We start from the raw sequence: 16095 nt of genomic DNA on the forward strand, positions 1-16095 counted from the left end.
GAGAGCTGGCAACACCCGAAGTCCGTAGCACAACCGAAAGGAATGCGCGGCCGAAGGTGGGGTTAGTGATTGGGGTGAAGTCGTAACAAGGTAGCCGTAGGAGAACCTGCGGCTGGATCACCTCCTTTCTAAGGATTAAAGACCTAAATGGTCTTTAATGGGTAATTTAGCTGAACTTGTTTCAGTGTTAAGAATTACCCCGGACCATTTGGTGAAAATATGACTGTACTGTGGTCATAGTAGAGACTGGTTTACACTCTGTTTAATCTTGAGGGATTATAAGCCTAAATAGCTTATAATGAGGAATTTAGCTGAACTTGTTTCAGCTTTAATATTCTCAAGATTTATTTGCCCGTTGATTTTGAAAAATCGATATGGTATGATAAATCTCCAATTGTTCTTTGAAAATTGCACAGTGAAATATAAAATGAAACTCACTCAGCAGAGCTGAGGAGTACTGATTCTTTGACTAAATCGAAGATTTAGAAGAAATCAGCATCTGGTGATAATGACGTGAAGGTAACACCCGTTCCCATTCCGAACACGACGGTTAAGCTTCACAGTGCCAATGGTACTGCAGAGGAGACTCTGTGGGAGAGTAGGTCGTTGCCAGGTCATATAAAAAAAAGGATTGATTCGAATGAAATTTTGAATCAATCCTTTTTTATATATTTGACTATGTTAAATGGAATGTATTAAGGAAAAGATGTAAATTAAGAATGACATTCTTATCTTATCATTTATACTTGAAGGCATCGAAGGCAGCAGAAGGATAAAAAAGTTAGAATCGATTCAATAAAATCTTATTAATATAAAACCAGACATTTTAAATAAGACTACCTAGGTAAACTTTCCCCAAATGGTTTAGAGGGTATTTCAAAGAGACGTTTTTTATTGAAATGTAATGAAAAAATGAGAGATGCATGTTATAATTATAAATAATTTAAATGAAAGTAATAGTATTTGAATGATATCACTTTTATTGAAATTCAAGTAGTTAAATTTTTAATAGAATGGAGTGAATATTATAGAAAAGTATGGAAATGACATTATTGAATCTTTAGTGAATGCAATTCCCCTTATTCAATCTATTTTACATATGGACAGCATGTTTGCAGTTGCTGATAAGGAAAAATTCATATATTATCTTCCAGGCAAAATCATTGATGCTAAAGTATCTCCTGGGGTTCCAATTCCACACGAATCTGGGTTGTATAAATGTCAACAAACTGGTGAAAAAATATCTTTGAATTTACCTAAAGAAGTTTATGGAATTCCTACAAAAACATGCAGTATTCCTATAAAAGATAAAAGCGGTTCAATAATAGGAGCATTTAGTTTAGGATTAAGCATTGATACTCAACAAACATTGCATGAGTCTGCTCAAACAATTGCTGCAACAGCAGAGGAAATTACTGCAGGAATGGAGGAATTATCATCTTCAGCTGTGCAACTAGCAAGAGATTTGGATTTATTACAAAAGTCAGGGGAAAACATAGTTGTTGAAATTGAAAAAACTTCTGAAATTTTACAATTTGTTAATCAAGTTGCCACAAGTTCAAACCTACTTGGTCTAAATGCAGCGATTGAAGCTGCTCGAGCTGGGGAGCAAGGAAGAGGATTCACCGTGGTTGCCAAAGAAATACGAAAAATGGCAGACAACAGTTCAAAGTCGGTTAAAGATATAAAAGAAATACTTCAATCAATTCAAAATGACATATCAAATATGGTTAAAACCTTGTTAGATACTGCTCAACTTGGAGAAAATCAGGCATCAGTTACAGAAGAGATAGCTGCTTCTATGCAGCAGCTTACGACTATTACAGTAGAGATTGAAAGAATAGCTGGAATAATATAGATATATTTACAGAATACTTAGCCAGCAAATTTAACTTAGAAGAAAAGTAAAAAATATTAAAATGATAAGCATCAGGTTGGGATGTTACATTTAGGCAGACACAACCGAAAGTAGAATTATATGCAGAGAGAGGTTACCAAGTTTTGGTAATCTCTCTCTGCGTATAATTTTACTTTTTGGCATAGTTTTTTGTAAATGAAACAGCTTCATTTTTTAGCTTGATATAATCTAAAGAGTTTTTAGGACGAATCAATTTTCAATAGCAGTATACCACATACAAAGTAAAATATGGTATAATTTAACATATGAGGTGGAAATAAATGAAAAAATTTTCAGTATTTATAAAATGCACATTGTTTATTTTATACTTTATAATAATGAACTGGATGCTTCTAACAGCTCTTAGAGAGCCAACTATTGTTGATGAAAAAATTAAACCTAAAATAACACTAATTAGCCATGTGTACTCAAATCCTTATTGGAAATATGTAAAATTAGGCGCAGAAAAGGCAGCAAAACAAAGAAATGCTGTGATTGATTTTCAGGGGCCAGATAACGCAAGCGCAGGCGAAGGTATAAAATTTATAAATATGGCCTATGCAGCTAAAGTGAGTGGAATTATTACCTATGTTCAGGATGAAGCCTTGTATAAACCTGTTATCGACAAAGTATTAGCAGGTGGAATTCCCATTGTAACGGTAGATTCTGATGCAGAAAACAGTAAACGTTTAGCTTATGTAGGTACCGATAATGTCACCGCGGGCAGAGTTGGTGCTAGGGAAATGATTCATCAGGTTGGCAGCTATGGAAATGTAGGGATTATTATGGGTGGAAAAAATGTTAAAAATCAAATTGAAAGAGTAAAGGGTTTTACTGAGTATATAAAGAGTAATTCAAAACTTAATATATCAGAGGTTGAGTCCTCAGATTCATATCTTTTGGAAGCAGAGCTTGCTACTAAAAAAATATTGATAAATAACAAGGACATTAAAGCTATATTTTGTACTTCAGCACTAGATGGACAAGGTGCAGCTAAAGCGTTAATCAGTATGGGAGCTACCCAAAAAGTTAAGATTATTTGTTTCGATGATTTGCCTGAAACCCTTGATTATATAAAAAATGGAATAATTACTTCTACAATTGTACAAGACCCTTATGGTATGGGATATAAAGCAGTAAATATAATAATGGATATTATGGAAGGTAAAGATACCAAAGGTATATTTCTTACAGATGTTAGTGTAGTTACTAAAGATAATCTTGAGGAGTTTAAAAAAACACGAGGAGAGTATGAGAGTGAAAACTAGTAGTTTAAGAAGGAAGTTTATAATATTTGTCCTTATCACAATTATTCCCATAGCTACCAATAGTATTATATCCTTCGTTATAAGCAAACAAATAATAAATTCCTATGATAGTATGCTAAATAAAATGAGTATAACAAAGGAAGTCAAAAATTCTCTCAATGATTCTTTTACTAATTTTAATAAATACATGATTGAAAGTTCTGCAGAAAGTAAAGAAAAATATGAGATAAGCTATGACAATGCTATGAATAATCTAATCTTACTTGAGGGAAAGTCTGACCTTCACAGCAAATATATTTTAAGGGATTTGCAAAATTCTCTAAGAAGTTATAGAACTTCTGGAGATGCTACTATTGAAATATCTTCGAAACAAAGTGGAATCGATGTATATTATGGCCATTATGTTTTTACTAAAGAGATTTTTTCTTATAGTAACATATTCTTAACACAGCTCAGTGAAAGTTATCTAAGTTATAATAATGAAATTTATAATAAGCTTAAGGAAAAAGAAAAGACCATATATAAAGTATTATTATTCTACATCATAACTGCACTGCTTATAAGTATACTCTATACTTTATTCTTTCTTAAAAATATATTGGAAAAGCTTCGGGAATTGGTAGAGGCTTCTAAAAAAGTATCCTATGGTGATTTTTCATTTTATGAAGGAAAAAAAACTTTCATTTATGAGCTAGATATATTATCCGAGGCTTTCAGCACAATGATTCATAATATAAAAAAACACATAAACTTCATAAAGGAAAAAGCGGAATTGGAGATGAAGCTTAGAAATGAAGAGATGAATTTATTAAAATATCAAAATGCACTTAAACAATCTAAGCTAAAAGTTTTACAATCTCAAATTAATCCCCACTTCCTATTTAATACGCTTAATTGTATTAATCAGGCTGCAATAAAAGAAAATGCTCCACAAACAGAAAGTCTTATTACATCGGTTTCAGGAATACTTAGGTACAGCCTTCGAATGATGGACAGAAATGCCTCAATGGAAGAAGAGATTACTGTGGTTAAGCAATATATGTTTATTCAACAATTAAGATTTGAGGATCGGATTAAATTTAATCTCCGCGTAAGAGGAGATTTATCAAAAGTACTAGTTCCGGGAATGACTCTTCAGCCTTTTGTTGAAAATGCATTTATACATGGTATAGAGCCTAAAGAAGAGGGTGGGATTATAAATATTGATATTTTGGAGCAAGGAGATGTATGTACGGTGCTCATAGAGGATACAGGTTGTGGTATTGATGAGGAGACCTTAAATAAAATTATTTCAGAAGATGTTGAACCTCCGCATACTGGGCATACAACAGGAATGGGCATAAGAAGTGTAGTTCAAAGACTTGAATTAATTTATGGACAAAAAAATATTTTTAGAATAGAGAGTAAAAAAGATTTTGGTACAAAGGTTTATTTGAAAATCCCTATAAAGGAGCTGAAAGATATATGTTGAAATTGCTTATAGCTGATGATGAAAAGTATGATAGAGACTCAATACTTAGTATGCTTACTTCTGCATTTTCAGAGCACCTTGAAATAAGTGAAGCTAAAAACGGAAGAGAAGCAATAGAAATAGCAGAAAGGATAAGACCGGATATCATTATTACAGATATAAAAATGCCTGGTATCAATGGACTTAAAGCAATACAAGAAATTAATAAATTTCTTCCAAGTACCTATTTTATCATTCTTACAGCTTATGACTATTTTGATTTTGCAGTGGAGGCCGTTAAAAATAATGTGAAGCAGTATATTTTAAAGCCTTTCAGCAAGATAGAAGTCATAGAAAAGATAAAGGAAGCAGTGAATTTTGTTAACAGTGAGAAAGAGAAACGAAGACGGGAAATTGAAAATCAGGAGAAATTTTACAATCTCCTGCCTATTTTGGAAAATGAATTAAGCTATTCTATTATTAATGATACCCTTTATTTGACTGATTACCAAACTTACAAGGGATATCTTGGCTTAGATTTTAAAAATGGGTATTCCATTGTGGCTGAGTTAAAAGAAGCTTCCAGAGATGAAAACTTTAAATTTCAGCTTGGAGAGTACGTAAAAGAATATATTAATCATAGATACAAAGCAATTGGAAGTTATCTTTTTACAAATAAACTAGTTTATTTTATTCAATTAAAAGACTTAAAAGAAGAAATGAACATAGAGACAGAAATGGAAGAAAAAGAGAATGCAGTTATGCTTGCAGCTGACATCAAACGAGAAGCGAAGAAAAGCTTTGGTGTATCACTAAATATTGGTATTGGAATGTGTTATGGTGGTTTCGAACTCCTTCACAAATCCTATGAAGAAGCTTGCAGCGCTTTGGAACATAAATCAGGGGACAAAGGTATTCATTATTTTGGTGATATAAATACTAATGGAAAGTCTCAAAATATTGACAGGGAAAAAGTTGCTCTTTTTAAGGCTGTAGAGCAATATATTATAGATAATATTCAAGAAGAAATAGATCTTGAGAAAACAGCAGCAAAGTTTAATCTAAGTCCTTACTATTTTAGTAGGACCTTCAAAGAAACACTTGGATTTAATTTCTCTGATTACATAAATATAGTTAGAATCAATAAAGCAAAAGATTTTTTAATAACCACCGCTATGCCTATTAAGGATATATGTTATTTGGTAGGATATAGGGATCCTAATTATTTCAGCAAAGTATTTAAGAAATATTCAGGGGTAAGCCCAACAGAGTTTAAAAGCAATAAGACCTAGGGTAGTATTTTTTTGCACTGCCCTGGTTTTTTTTTACATAAAAACTGCGCAATATTTGATTATTATAAGGCAAGGAATTACGTTCAGCTAAACGTATACATGTTGTACTATTAAAATATACCAAATTTTGTATATGAGGGGGAACTAAAATGAAAAAACTACTTTCCACAATGCTTGCAGGAGTGTTTGCACTTAGTCTATCAGCATGCGGCAGTACACCTACGACAACGACTCCAGCATCAGATTCTGGCACAAAATCAAATCTAATTGGTGTTGCTATGCCAACTCAATCGCTTCAACGTTGGAACCAAGATGGCGAAAATATGAAGAAACAGCTTGAAGCTAAAAATTACAAGGTTGATTTGCAATATGCAAACAATGATGTAAACGCACAAGTACAATCTATTGAAAACATGATTACAAAAAAGTGTAAAGTTCTTGTAATTGCATCCATTGATGGTGCGGCTCTAACAGATGTTCTAAAAAAAGCATCAGATAATGGAATCAAAGTTATCGCCTATGATAGATTGATTATGAAAACTCCAAATGTAGATTACTATGCAACCTTTGATAACTTTAAGGTAGGCGTAATTCAAGGTCAATATATTGAAAAGAAACTTGGACTTAAAGAGGGAAAAGGTCCTTTCAATATTGAATTATTTGGTGGTTCACCAGATGATAACAATGCAACTTTTTTCTTTAATGGAGCTATGAGTGTGTTAAAACCATACATTGACAATGGTAAACTTGTTGTAGGCAGTAAACAAAAAGATTTTACAACTATTGCTATTCAAGGTTGGGATTCAGCAAAAGCACAAGCAAGAATGGATAATCTAATTACATCAACTTATTCAAAAGGAGCAAAGCTTGATGTTGTTCTTTCTCCAAATGATAGTTTAGCAATAGGTATTGTTGCTTCACTAAAAAATGCTGGTTACGGTACTGCGGATAAGCCATATCCAGTTTTAACTGGTCAAGATTGTGACAAACCAAACGTACTTGCAATGATCCATGATCAACAATCAATGTCTATTTTTAAAGATACAAGAACACTTGCAAGCAAAGTTGTTGAAATGGTAGATGCAATAGTTCAAGGTAAACAAGCTGATGTAAATGACACAAAAACATACAACAATGGTTCAAAGGTTGTACCATCCTTCCTTTGCGATCCTGTTTACGCAGACAAAGACAACTACAAGAAAATCCTTATAGACAGTGGATATTATAAAGAGTCTGATTTGAAGTAGAAATTAAATACAGTTGTACTTTTAAAGCCGAAGACCTTTTATTAGGTATTCGGCTTTCAGATATCAAAATAATGTTAGGAGATGTAGGGATGGATGAATTTATACTTGAAATGAGAAATATTACAAAGCTCTTTCCCGGTGTAAAAGCCCTAGATAATGTAAATCTTAAAGTTAAGCCTGGAGAAATTCATGCTCTAATTGGTGAAAATGGAGCTGGAAAGTCAACTCTTATGAATGTACTCAGTGGAGTATATCCATATGGCACTTATAGTGGTGAGATAATATACGAAGGTAAGGAATGTACGTTTAAGGAAATAAAAGATAGTGAAAAAACAGGAATTGGTATCATTCATCAGGAATTAGCCCTAATCCCTTATCTTTCAATAGCAGAAAATATATTTCTTGGAAATGAGCAAGCAAAGCATAAATTTATTAGCTGGGATGAAACACATGCAAATGCAAAGAAATTAATGAAAAAAGTAGGTCTAAATGATGATTCTAATACACTAATTAAAGACATTAGTGTTGGTAAGCAGCAACTCGTGGAAATTGCAAAGGCCCTAGGAAAAAATGTAAAACTTTTGATTCTTGATGAACCTACCGCTGCACTTAATGAACAGGATTCAAATAATTTATTAAAATTATTATTAGAATTAAAAAAAGAGGGAATTACTTGTATTCTTATTTCCCATAAATTAAATGAGATTTTAAAGATCGCAGACTCTATTACCATTATTCGTGATGGTGGAACAATAGAGACTTTAGATAAAATGGACAAGGATTTAAGTGAAGATAGAATTATTAAAGGTATGGTAGGCCGGGAACTAACAAATCGATTTCCAAATCGTGAATCCAAAATTGGAGAGATTGTATTACAAGTTGAAAATTGGACTGTATATGATCCTCTTATTGAAGATAAAAAGATTATTGATAATGTAAGCTTCAAGATTCACAAAGGCGAAATAGTAGGATTTTCAGGTCTAATGGGATCCGGAAGAACGGAGCTTGCCATGAGTATATTTGGCAAAGCCTATGGCAAAAACATAAGCGGAAAAATTATAAAAGACGGAAAAGAACTTGTTCTTAAAAGTGTTCGTGATGCTATAAATAATGGACTTGCATATGTTACAGAAGATCGTAAGACATCAGGTCTTGTTCTCATACAAGATATTCGAAGCAACATATCTCTCGCAAATCTTAATAAAATAAGTAATAAACAGTTTGTGGACGACCATAAAGAAATTCAAGTGGCCGAGGAGTATCGAAAAAAATTAAATATTAAATCTCCAAGTGTTTTTCAAAATGCGGGGAACCTGTCTGGTGGAAATCAGCAAAAGGTAGTACTTAGTAAATGGATTTTTACAGATCCGGAAGTATTAATATTAGATGAGCCTACTCGGGGAATTGATGTGGGCGCTAAGTTTGAGATTTATACAATCATTAATAAGCTGGCAGATCAAGGTAAGTCCATTATGTTTATTTCTTCAGAGCTTCCTGAAATACTAGGAATGTGTGATCGAGTTTATGTAATGAATGAAGGCAGAATTGTGGGTGAGCTTTCTCATGAAGACTCATCACAAGAAAGCATAATGAAATGCATAATGAAGAGCACAAATAGCAATATGCAAGAAACATGCCAGCAAGGTAACAGGGAGGTAAAATAATGGAAGCATTTAAAAAAATATTCAAAAATAATATAAGACAATATGCAATGATAATTGCTTTAGTACTAATAATGGCTTTTTTCCAAGTTGCAACAGGAGGAATCCTTTTGGTTCCTATGAATGTAACAAATTTAATACTTCAAAATGGATATGTATTCATTTTAGCAATCGGTATGACTATAGCTATTTTAACAGGAGGTAATATCGATCTTTCTGTAGGCTCGTTATGTGCTTTAATTGGAGCTGTGGCTGGTACACTTATCATAACTATGAAAATGAATGTAGCACTTGCTATACTCATTGCTCTTCTACTTGGATTACTTATTGGAGTATGGCAAGGTTTTTGGATCGCCTATATAAGAATACCAGCCTTTATCGTAACCCTTGCAGGAATGCTTCTTTTTAGAGGTCTTACCATTACAATGCTTAAGGGATTAACTCTTGCACCATTTCCTGAGAGTTTTCAAAAAATTAGCTCTGGTTTTGTACCGGATGTTTTTGGCGGATTTGGAACAACCTTAAATTTCACGGCTATACTTGTAGGTATTATTATATCTATTCTATATATAGTTCTACAGTTAAAAAAGAGAGCAAAACAAAAAAAGAACGATTTTCCACTTAGTCCGGCACCACTTTTTATAACTCAAATTGTAGGCATAGTAGCTGTAATTAATTTATTTTTCTACTGGCTTGCGGCTTATAAAGGCATTCCAATTGCTTTGCTTTTTATAGGAATTCTTATTTTAGTCTACTCCATCTATACAACAAACACTGTTCCAGGGCGTTACCTTTATGCAATGGGCGGTAACGAAAAGGCAGCAAAACTTTCTGGTATCAATACAAACAGAGTACTTTTCTTTGCCTATGTGAACATGGGTGTTTTATCAGCAGTGGCAGGTATGATGTTTGCCTCTCGTATTAACTCCGCATCTCCACAGGCAGGTTTAAACTTTGAATTAGATGCAATAGCAGCTTGTTTCATAGGTGGTGCATCAGCATATGGTGGTGTAGGAACAGTTATGGGGGCTATAATTGGTGCTTTGGTTATGGGTGTTCTCAATAATGGTATGTCTATACTTGGAGTGGGAAGTGATATGCAGATGTCTATTAAAGGAATTGTACTTTTGGCGGCTGTTGCCTTTGATGTAATTTCCAAAAGTAAATCAAAATCTTAGCAAGAAGAGAGCGTACATAGAATTGAGGAAATCAAGACTTATGTACGCTCTTATTCTATATAGATAACCAAGCTAGACATTTAACTTATAAAAAAATATTTGTTGGTAGTAGTTTAACACAAGTTAAATATTTTATGTTTTAAACGCCTATAACTTCTCTAACTCCAGGTACTTCTTTTTTTAAGGTTTCTTCTATTACCATCTTAATTGTCATCATTGCTCCAGGGCAATTTCCGCAGGCACCCTGCATTTTTACACTTACAACTCCATCCTTGCTTACATCTACTAGCTCTACATCTCCGCCATCTCTTTGAAGTATCGGTCTAATTTTTTCTAGGGATTTGATTATTAATTCTTTCATAAAAATAACCTTCTTTCTATATTATTCGTCCGAGTACGAACTAATTATAGTGCTTTTATCTATCTTTGTCAATATATTATCTTTTAACAAATTCGCTGCGATCATAAGTATCCCCTGGAGATTTAAAACAATTGTTAGCAAGTTCAGAAAGATATGTGGTCTGGTAAAGTGCTGAAAATCGATGTCGAATGCATGATAAATAAAATTTATAAAAATTGCTGAATCCATTAAATAATGATATTGGCCTTAGAGGATTCTTGTGAAGCATTAGCCTGCGGAGATACATTAAGTACAGAACAGAATATAAAGAAACAAGCTCAGCTAAATCTTCGCAGTAATCCTCGGGGGCAATGTCATAAAGCTATAATTCAATATTTTTACAAAATGTAATTTTGAAAAGAAGTCTATAGCAATATGGGCTTTTTTCATGATTGCTGTTATTTTTAATATTAAATTTCTAATTTTGGATATAAGAAACAAACTCTCATCATGTTAAATGAGAGTTTTTCCATAAAAACTTATAACTGTATTTTATAAAGCTCTCTTTTTGTTCATTCTGTTTGCCATTTGAGTAGATTTATTCTCTTTTCTTTTAAATTTTCTCCAATTACTTGATTAGCATCTTGTTTTGCTAATGCCACCATTATATGAAATATCCATAATTTGATCTTCATTTGGAGCGTTAACAACATCCTTAAAAAATTTAGAACTAACTCTCATTAAATATTTAATATTTTTGGATTCAATAAACTTTATAAAATCATGTGATGGATATCCTCTATCGAATAATATCAAATCATTATGTATTCCAAGCTCACACATTTTATTTATTAAAGTTTCAGCAATATCTCTTTCACTTGCTCTATAATTTGTCAGTTTAGAGGCTATTATTATATCATTTTCTATATCATATAATGCCGAAGCTCTTGCACGAGCTACTTTTGCATTTTGATTTTCAATATACCCAAAAGTATTCCTTAATTCTTCATTGTTGTGTAATTCTAGCACTGTATCATCAATAGCTAATAGCCTATATCACGGTGTTTTTTAAATGATGCATTATAAAATCCTTCATTTACTTTGTCTAATAGATATATAAATGCCTCAGGTAAAACCTTTCGGCGAGCCTGTGAAAAAGCTTGTTTGGTAATAATCACATCAGTGTCAAGTACTTTTTTAAAGAAATCATCTAATTCAATTTGTAAGCTCTTTTTTACAAAATTAAGTATAAATAATATTATGTCCGTAAATTTCATTTTTGCCATTGTGCTAGATTTTAAAATAGTGTTCTTGTTCTTCGTGATGAGCATCATAGAAGTAAAAGCATTTTTGTGATAATATAAATAAAATAATAGGAATAAACAATGGATATTCTTCAGTCCTTTTATATTATTTTAATGATGAAATTGCCATCGAGGTTTTTCAAGAAGACTTAGCCTGCGGAGTGACATATAAAATTTAAGTCTATTTATTGTTATAATAAAACTAACCTTCTCCTAACTTTTATTTTGATATACTAGGTGCATAGGTTGCAACCTTACAAAATAAAAAATTATAGCAGGAGGTTATATTATGAATATAACAAAAAAAATGAAAAAAATCGGTTTTACTTCACTAGCAGCATTAATATTGGTAGGAACAACATCTATGGTATCATATGCATCAACAGAATCTGATAAACTAGCTAAGACTTCAGCATCGGTTACAACAGTTAAGCCTGATCATATATCTGTAAGCAAATCTGGAGATGGTATTGAAGTACAAACGACTACAGGGGCTAAGATTGACAATGCTAATCTTAGCAAAACAGAATCTAATAAATCATCTAAGATTTCCGCAGTAGGTACAGCAGTTAAGCCTGATCAGATATTTATAAGCAAATCTGCAGATGGTATTGAAGTACAAACAACTACAGGGGATAAGATTGATAATACTAATCTTAGGAAAACTGAGCCGGCAAAGACTGATACAGATAAAGCAAAATAGTTTTTAGGCAGTAGCTAAATTTGCTGCTGCTTCATTTTTTATACTATGCAGAGGAGAGTACAATAAGATGAAATTACTTTTAGTTGAGGATGAAGAAGAGTTATCCGCAATTATATCAAAAGGTTTGAAAAAAAGTGGATATGCAATAGATAACGCTTACGATGGTGAGGAAGCATTATATCTGTATGAAATCAATGAATATGATTTAATTATTCTAGATCTAAATCTGCCTAAGCTGGATGGATTAGAGGTTTTAAAAGTAATACGGGAAAAGGATATGAGTTCTAAAGTACTTATTTTATCTGCCCGCAACGATATAGATGATAGGGTAATAGGTTTAGATATGGGAGCCAATGATTATCTAATTAAGCCATTTGACTATAAGGAGCTAGAGGCAAGAATACGGATGCTTTTGAGAATGTCCTTTACACAAAAATCAACAGTGCTGATATGTGGAGATCTTAAAATAAACACGGTTTCCAAAACTGCTTACATTGGTCAATCCTCGCTGCCGTTAACAAAAAAAGAATATGAAATATTAGAGTATCTCTTTTTTAATAAAGATATGGTAATAAGAACAGAACAGTTTATAGAGCATGTATGGGATAGTGAAGCAGATTTATTCTCAAACTCTTTAAAGTATCATATCCATTCAATAAAGAAGAAAATGAATGAATTAGGATGTAATGTGGAGTATATAAAAAATATTAGGGCACAAGGCTATATTTTAATGGAGGATAGTAATGAAGTTATTGAATAAGGTTTCTATTAGAATGAGAATCACCCTCTTAACAGGAGCAATATTATTTGCAATCTCTGTGCTTTTAACATTATCTAGTATGTATAATGCTCGGAACAAATTTATATTGCCAGATGAAATTGCAATAACAAAAGATCCTAACACTGGTGAAGCAGAGTTGGTGCAAGCGGAAAAGAATGATGTTATAAAATCCAAAGTGACTCCATCAGCTCAAGTGCTTTTAGCAAAAAAGCAGTTTGACATTTGGAGTTACATATATTTAATTATTTTTTCCAGCATAGGGATGATAGCTACTTATATAATTACAGGAAAAGCATTGAAACCTTTGCAGGAGTTAAATGATTCTATTATTAATATTACAGAACATAATCTTAAAGGCAGAATACCAACTTATGTTGTTAAGGATGAGATTGGAAGCTTAGTAACTTCTTATAATGCAATGTTAGAAAGACTAAATGAATCTTTTTTAAGGCAAAAGCGTTTTTCCTCCAGTGTATCACACGAACTAAAAACTCCACTTTCTATCATGAACGCTGGTATACAGGTTCTGCATCTTGATGAGGAACCTACAGTTGAAGAATATAAGGAAACAATAGAAATGGTAGAACGCAATACAAAACGACTAATGAATATTGTAGAGGATTTATTTTTACTTACAAATGAAAGCTGCATAGATGCTGCGGATGAGATAGATTTAAAAAAATTATTTTTACAGATAGAAGCTGAATTACAGCCAATATATAATGATAAAAATATCTATATCGACTATGAGTTTGGATTTAGTAAAATTGTAGGAAATAAAACCCTTATATATGAGGCATTTTTTAATTTGGTTGAAAATGCTATGAAGTATAACAGCACTAATGGAAAAGTTGAAATTAAGACGTTGGTAGAGGATAATGTGGAAAAAATCATCATCTCTGATTCAGGTATTGGAATTCCAGCAGAAAATATCAATAAAATATTTGAGCCGTTTTATAGAGTTGATCCGTCCAGGTCGAGAAAGATTGCTGGAGCAGGATTAGGATTGTCATTAGTTAAATCAATCATTGAAAAACACGGATGGAAAATAGAACTAGAGAGTACAGTTGGCGTTGGTACATGCTTTGAGGTTTCACGTCACTTAAAAAGAAGTAAGCTCAGCTAAAGCTTCGCAATAATCCTTGGGGGTTGTTAACAAGTCACTATTAAATTAATAGTGACTTGACAAAAGCGTATGGTAGCCATATACTATTGTCATGGATAAATTTGTAGATAACAAACATAAAATTGCAGATAATTCTTTGAAGTTAGCGCTTGCCTTGGTTGATTTGGATAAAAAGACTCGCAACTACAAAACGGATGTGCCGATTTTTTACTCTGAAATACATGTGATAATGGCTATTGCCGAACATCCTGGCATTCATGTGGGAGGCCTAGCCGATATTTTAGGAGTAACAAAAGGGTCGGTTTCCGAAATTCTCAAAAAGCTAGAGAGAAAGGATCTGGTTATAAAGGAAGTTGATGATCTGAATTTATCTAGATATTCATTGAGTCTGACTGAAAAAGGTAAAAAAGCTCATAGCAATCATATGCACTATCATTCTGTTGTAAACAGTATGGTTGAAGATGAACTGCAAAATGCCTCTGAACATGAATTAGAATTTTTGTCAAACTTTTTGTCGTCCCTGATGAACAAAGTTAAATTTTTCAGTGAAAATTTTGATGAATAAAATTTTTAAATAAGAGTATGGTAACCATATACTTTTTTATCTATAATTAATTAGGAGGTGATAACATCAAAAAGAAAAAATTATCAAAGCTATATATGGATTCTGATAATAGTGAAGTGAGTGAGAAGAGGTATAAACAAATACTTGAAGCTGACAAAAGGGCTTTATGGGCTATTTATAATTCCTTAGCCTCATACCTTCCCTTTGGTTTTTATACATATGAATGTTCAATATTTGAGCAAGTCAATCTTTCCAATAATAAGTTGGAAAATAATAAAATTGATAAGCTATTAAAAAAACAAGATCAATAAAAAATTGCACCCCAGAGTATGGCAACCATACACTTTTATCTATAATTAAGTTAGGAGGTGCTAACATCAAAAAGAGGAAATCGCCAAAGTCATATCTGGATTCTGATAATAGTGAAGTGATTAAGCGTAAGCATAAACATAAAATACTTGAGAGTGATGAAAGAAGCTTATGGGCAATCTATAATGCTTTAGCCGCATGCGTTCTCTTTGGTTTTTATCCATATGAATACTCAATATTTGAGCAAATCAATCCTTTTTATAATAAATTGGGGAATAATGAAATTGATAAACCCTTAAAAAAGCAAGATGAATAAACAATTGCATCAAAGTGTATGGCATCCATACACTTTTAATTATGATTAACGTAAGGAGTTGCTATACGAATGAATCAATTAAGCAACAAACACGAAAAGAGCCTGGATTTATATTTAAAAACAGCTACATCAATAATGCTGATAATTGGAATTACATTTATTGCAGCAAATTTGCGTGCACCTTTAACAGCGGTTGGCTCTTTGGTCGATTAAATTCGTGGAAGCTTGCATATTTCAAATACATTGGCGGGTATGATTACAACCCTTCCGTTATTGGCTTTTGCAGGATTTTAACCTTTAGCTCCAAGATTGGCGCGAAAATTTGGCACTGAATTGGTGCTGCTTTGGATACTTACTTTTTGCTTATCTATCATATTTTTCAGTTTCTGTACGAGAAATGCAGATGAAGCGGCAAGACTGTCCGGCATGGCACAATCAGTCGGATACCTACTCGCTGCTTTTGGGGTTTCTACATGATGCGTCTAACAATTGGGCGCTGCCGCTCATTATTCTGATTGGAATTGCTGGTTTATGTTTGTTTGCTGGGCTGGGTGCATCACGTGATTTATATGTCAGTATTGCTGTTGATAATGAATCAACACATGAATTTTATACTTCTAATAAAGATTGAATTACAAATTATGTAGAAAAAGAGTTG

Annotated in this window: 14 protein-coding genes, 2 rRNA genes and 1 pseudogene; 15 read left to right on the plus strand and 2 right to left on the minus strand. The window is 32.6% G+C overall.

Annotated features, from left to right (window positions below):
• From I6U48_RS28435 to mmsB, 9 genes are all read left to right on the plus strand, one after another.
• Nucleotides 1–128: ribosomal RNA gene (locus I6U48_RS28435) — 16S ribosomal RNA — on the plus strand; the annotation flags it as partial.
• Between the two features lie 370 nt (nt 129–498).
• Nucleotides 499–615, plus strand: a 5S ribosomal RNA gene (rrf, locus tag I6U48_RS28440).
• Between the two features lie 403 nt (nt 616–1018).
• Nucleotides 1019–1858, plus strand: a complete 840-nt coding sequence (locus tag I6U48_RS30415) for a methyl-accepting chemotaxis protein (protein ID WP_218323889.1) — start codon at nt 1019–1021, stop codon at nt 1856–1858.
• Between the two features lie 320 nt (nt 1859–2178).
• The gene (locus I6U48_RS28450; RefSeq protein WP_218323890.1) at nt 2179–3165 is read left to right on the plus strand and encodes a sugar-binding protein; all 987 of its coding nucleotides are present in this window, start codon (nt 2179–2181) and stop codon (nt 3163–3165) included.
• The gene (locus I6U48_RS28455) at nt 3149–4636 is read left to right on the plus strand and encodes a sensor histidine kinase (RefSeq protein ID WP_218323891.1); all 1488 of its coding nucleotides are present in this window, start codon (nt 3149–3151) and stop codon (nt 4634–4636) included. The genes I6U48_RS28450 and I6U48_RS28455 overlap by 17 nt, the downstream gene beginning before the upstream one ends.
• Nucleotides 4630–5907, plus strand: a complete 1278-nt coding sequence (locus tag I6U48_RS28460) for a helix-turn-helix domain-containing protein (RefSeq protein ID WP_218323892.1) — start codon at nt 4630–4632, stop codon at nt 5905–5907. The genes I6U48_RS28455 and I6U48_RS28460 overlap by 7 nt, the downstream gene beginning before the upstream one ends.
• Before the next feature lie 149 nt (nt 5908–6056).
• On the plus strand, nt 6057–7154 hold the full coding sequence (gene chvE / locus I6U48_RS28465; RefSeq protein ID WP_218323893.1) for a multiple monosaccharide ABC transporter substrate-binding protein: 1098 nt from the start codon (nt 6057–6059) through the stop codon (nt 7152–7154).
• A gap of 89 nt (nt 7155–7243) precedes the next feature.
• On the plus strand, nt 7244–8818 hold the full coding sequence (mmsA, locus tag I6U48_RS28470; protein WP_218323894.1) for a multiple monosaccharide ABC transporter ATP-binding protein: 1575 nt from the start codon (nt 7244–7246) through the stop codon (nt 8816–8818).
• Nucleotides 8818–9993, plus strand: coding sequence for a multiple monosaccharide ABC transporter permease (gene mmsB, locus I6U48_RS28475; protein WP_218323895.1), 1176 nt, complete (start codon nt 8818–8820; stop codon nt 9991–9993). The genes mmsA and mmsB overlap by 1 nt, the downstream gene beginning before the upstream one ends.
• 139 nt (nt 9994–10132) lie before the next feature.
• On the opposite strand, the gene I6U48_RS28480 is transcribed toward mmsB, so the two are convergent.
• Entirely contained in the window at nt 10133–10354 is a 222-nt protein-coding gene (locus I6U48_RS28480; protein WP_218323896.1) for a NifU family protein, read from the minus strand.
• 615 nt (nt 10355–10969) lie between these two features.
• A complete protein-coding gene (locus tag I6U48_RS28485) occupies nt 10970–11362 on the minus strand; it encodes a transposase (RefSeq protein WP_218323897.1) in 393 nt (130 codons plus the stop codon).
• A 564-nt stretch (nt 11363–11926) separates the two neighbouring features.
• Here I6U48_RS28485 and I6U48_RS28490 point away from each other — a divergent pair.
• The 6 genes and pseudogenes from I6U48_RS28490 to I6U48_RS30605 all read left to right on the plus strand — a co-directional run bounded on the left by I6U48_RS28490 (nt 11927) and on the right by I6U48_RS30605 (nt 16068).
• A complete protein-coding gene (locus I6U48_RS28490) occupies nt 11927–12340 on the plus strand; it encodes a hypothetical protein (RefSeq protein ID WP_218323898.1) in 414 nt (137 codons plus the stop codon).
• Nucleotides 12341–12407: 67 nt separating this feature from the next.
• Nucleotides 12408–13100, plus strand: a complete 693-nt coding sequence (locus I6U48_RS28495; protein WP_218323899.1) for a response regulator transcription factor — start codon at nt 12408–12410, stop codon at nt 13098–13100.
• Complete coding sequence (locus I6U48_RS28500; protein WP_218323900.1) at nt 13084–14247, plus strand: sensor histidine kinase; 1164 nt, start codon at nt 13084–13086, stop codon at nt 14245–14247. Before I6U48_RS28495 ends, I6U48_RS28500 begins: the two co-directional genes overlap by 17 nt.
• 91 nt (nt 14248–14338) lie before the next feature.
• Entirely contained in the window at nt 14339–14812 is a 474-nt protein-coding gene (locus I6U48_RS28505; protein WP_218323901.1) for a MarR family winged helix-turn-helix transcriptional regulator, read from the plus strand.
• A 694-nt stretch (nt 14813–15506) separates the two neighbouring features.
• Nucleotides 15507–15821 (plus strand): annotated as a pseudogene (locus I6U48_RS30600) (MFS transporter); the annotation flags it as partial.
• A gap of 19 nt (nt 15822–15840) precedes the next feature.
• Nucleotides 15841–16068 (plus strand): hypothetical protein, encoded by a 228-nt coding sequence (locus I6U48_RS30605; RefSeq protein ID WP_376774610.1) that lies wholly within the window; start codon nt 15841–15843, stop codon nt 16066–16068.
• Nucleotides 16069–16095: the final 27 nt, after the last annotated feature.

The sequence above is a fragment of the Clostridium thailandense genome, from assembly GCF_019207025.1.
Lineage (GTDB): Bacteria > Bacillota > Clostridia > Clostridiales > Clostridiaceae > Clostridium_AM > Clostridium_AM thailandense.

Coding starts and splice junctions, on each gene's coding strand:
- I6U48_RS28495 (WP_218323899.1), top strand. CDS start 12,408: ATGAAATTACTTTTAGTTGAGGATGAAGAAGAGTTATCCGCAATTATA.
- mmsA (WP_218323894.1), top strand. CDS start 7,244: ATGGATGAATTTATACTTGAAATGAGAAATATTACAAAGCTCTTTCCC.
- I6U48_RS28480 (WP_218323896.1), bottom strand. CDS start 10,354: ATGAAAGAATTAATAATCAAATCCCTAGAAAAAATTAGACCGATACTT.
- I6U48_RS28505 (WP_218323901.1), top strand. CDS start 14,339: ATGGATAAATTTGTAGATAACAAACATAAAATTGCAGATAATTCTTTG.
- I6U48_RS28500 (WP_218323900.1), top strand. CDS start 13,084: ATGAAGTTATTGAATAAGGTTTCTATTAGAATGAGAATCACCCTCTTA.
- I6U48_RS28460 (WP_218323892.1), top strand. CDS start 4,630: ATGTTGAAATTGCTTATAGCTGATGATGAAAAGTATGATAGAGACTCA.
- I6U48_RS28450 (WP_218323890.1), top strand. CDS start 2,179: ATGAAAAAATTTTCAGTATTTATAAAATGCACATTGTTTATTTTATAC.
- I6U48_RS30605 (WP_376774610.1), top strand. CDS start 15,841: ATGAAGCGGCAAGACTGTCCGGCATGGCACAATCAGTCGGATACCTAC.
- I6U48_RS28490 (WP_218323898.1), top strand. CDS start 11,927: ATGAATATAACAAAAAAAATGAAAAAAATCGGTTTTACTTCACTAGCA.
- chvE (WP_218323893.1), top strand. CDS start 6,057: ATGAAAAAACTACTTTCCACAATGCTTGCAGGAGTGTTTGCACTTAGT.
- mmsB (WP_218323895.1), top strand. CDS start 8,818: ATGGAAGCATTTAAAAAAATATTCAAAAATAATATAAGACAATATGCA.
- I6U48_RS28455 (WP_218323891.1), top strand. CDS start 3,149: ATGAGAGTGAAAACTAGTAGTTTAAGAAGGAAGTTTATAATATTTGTC.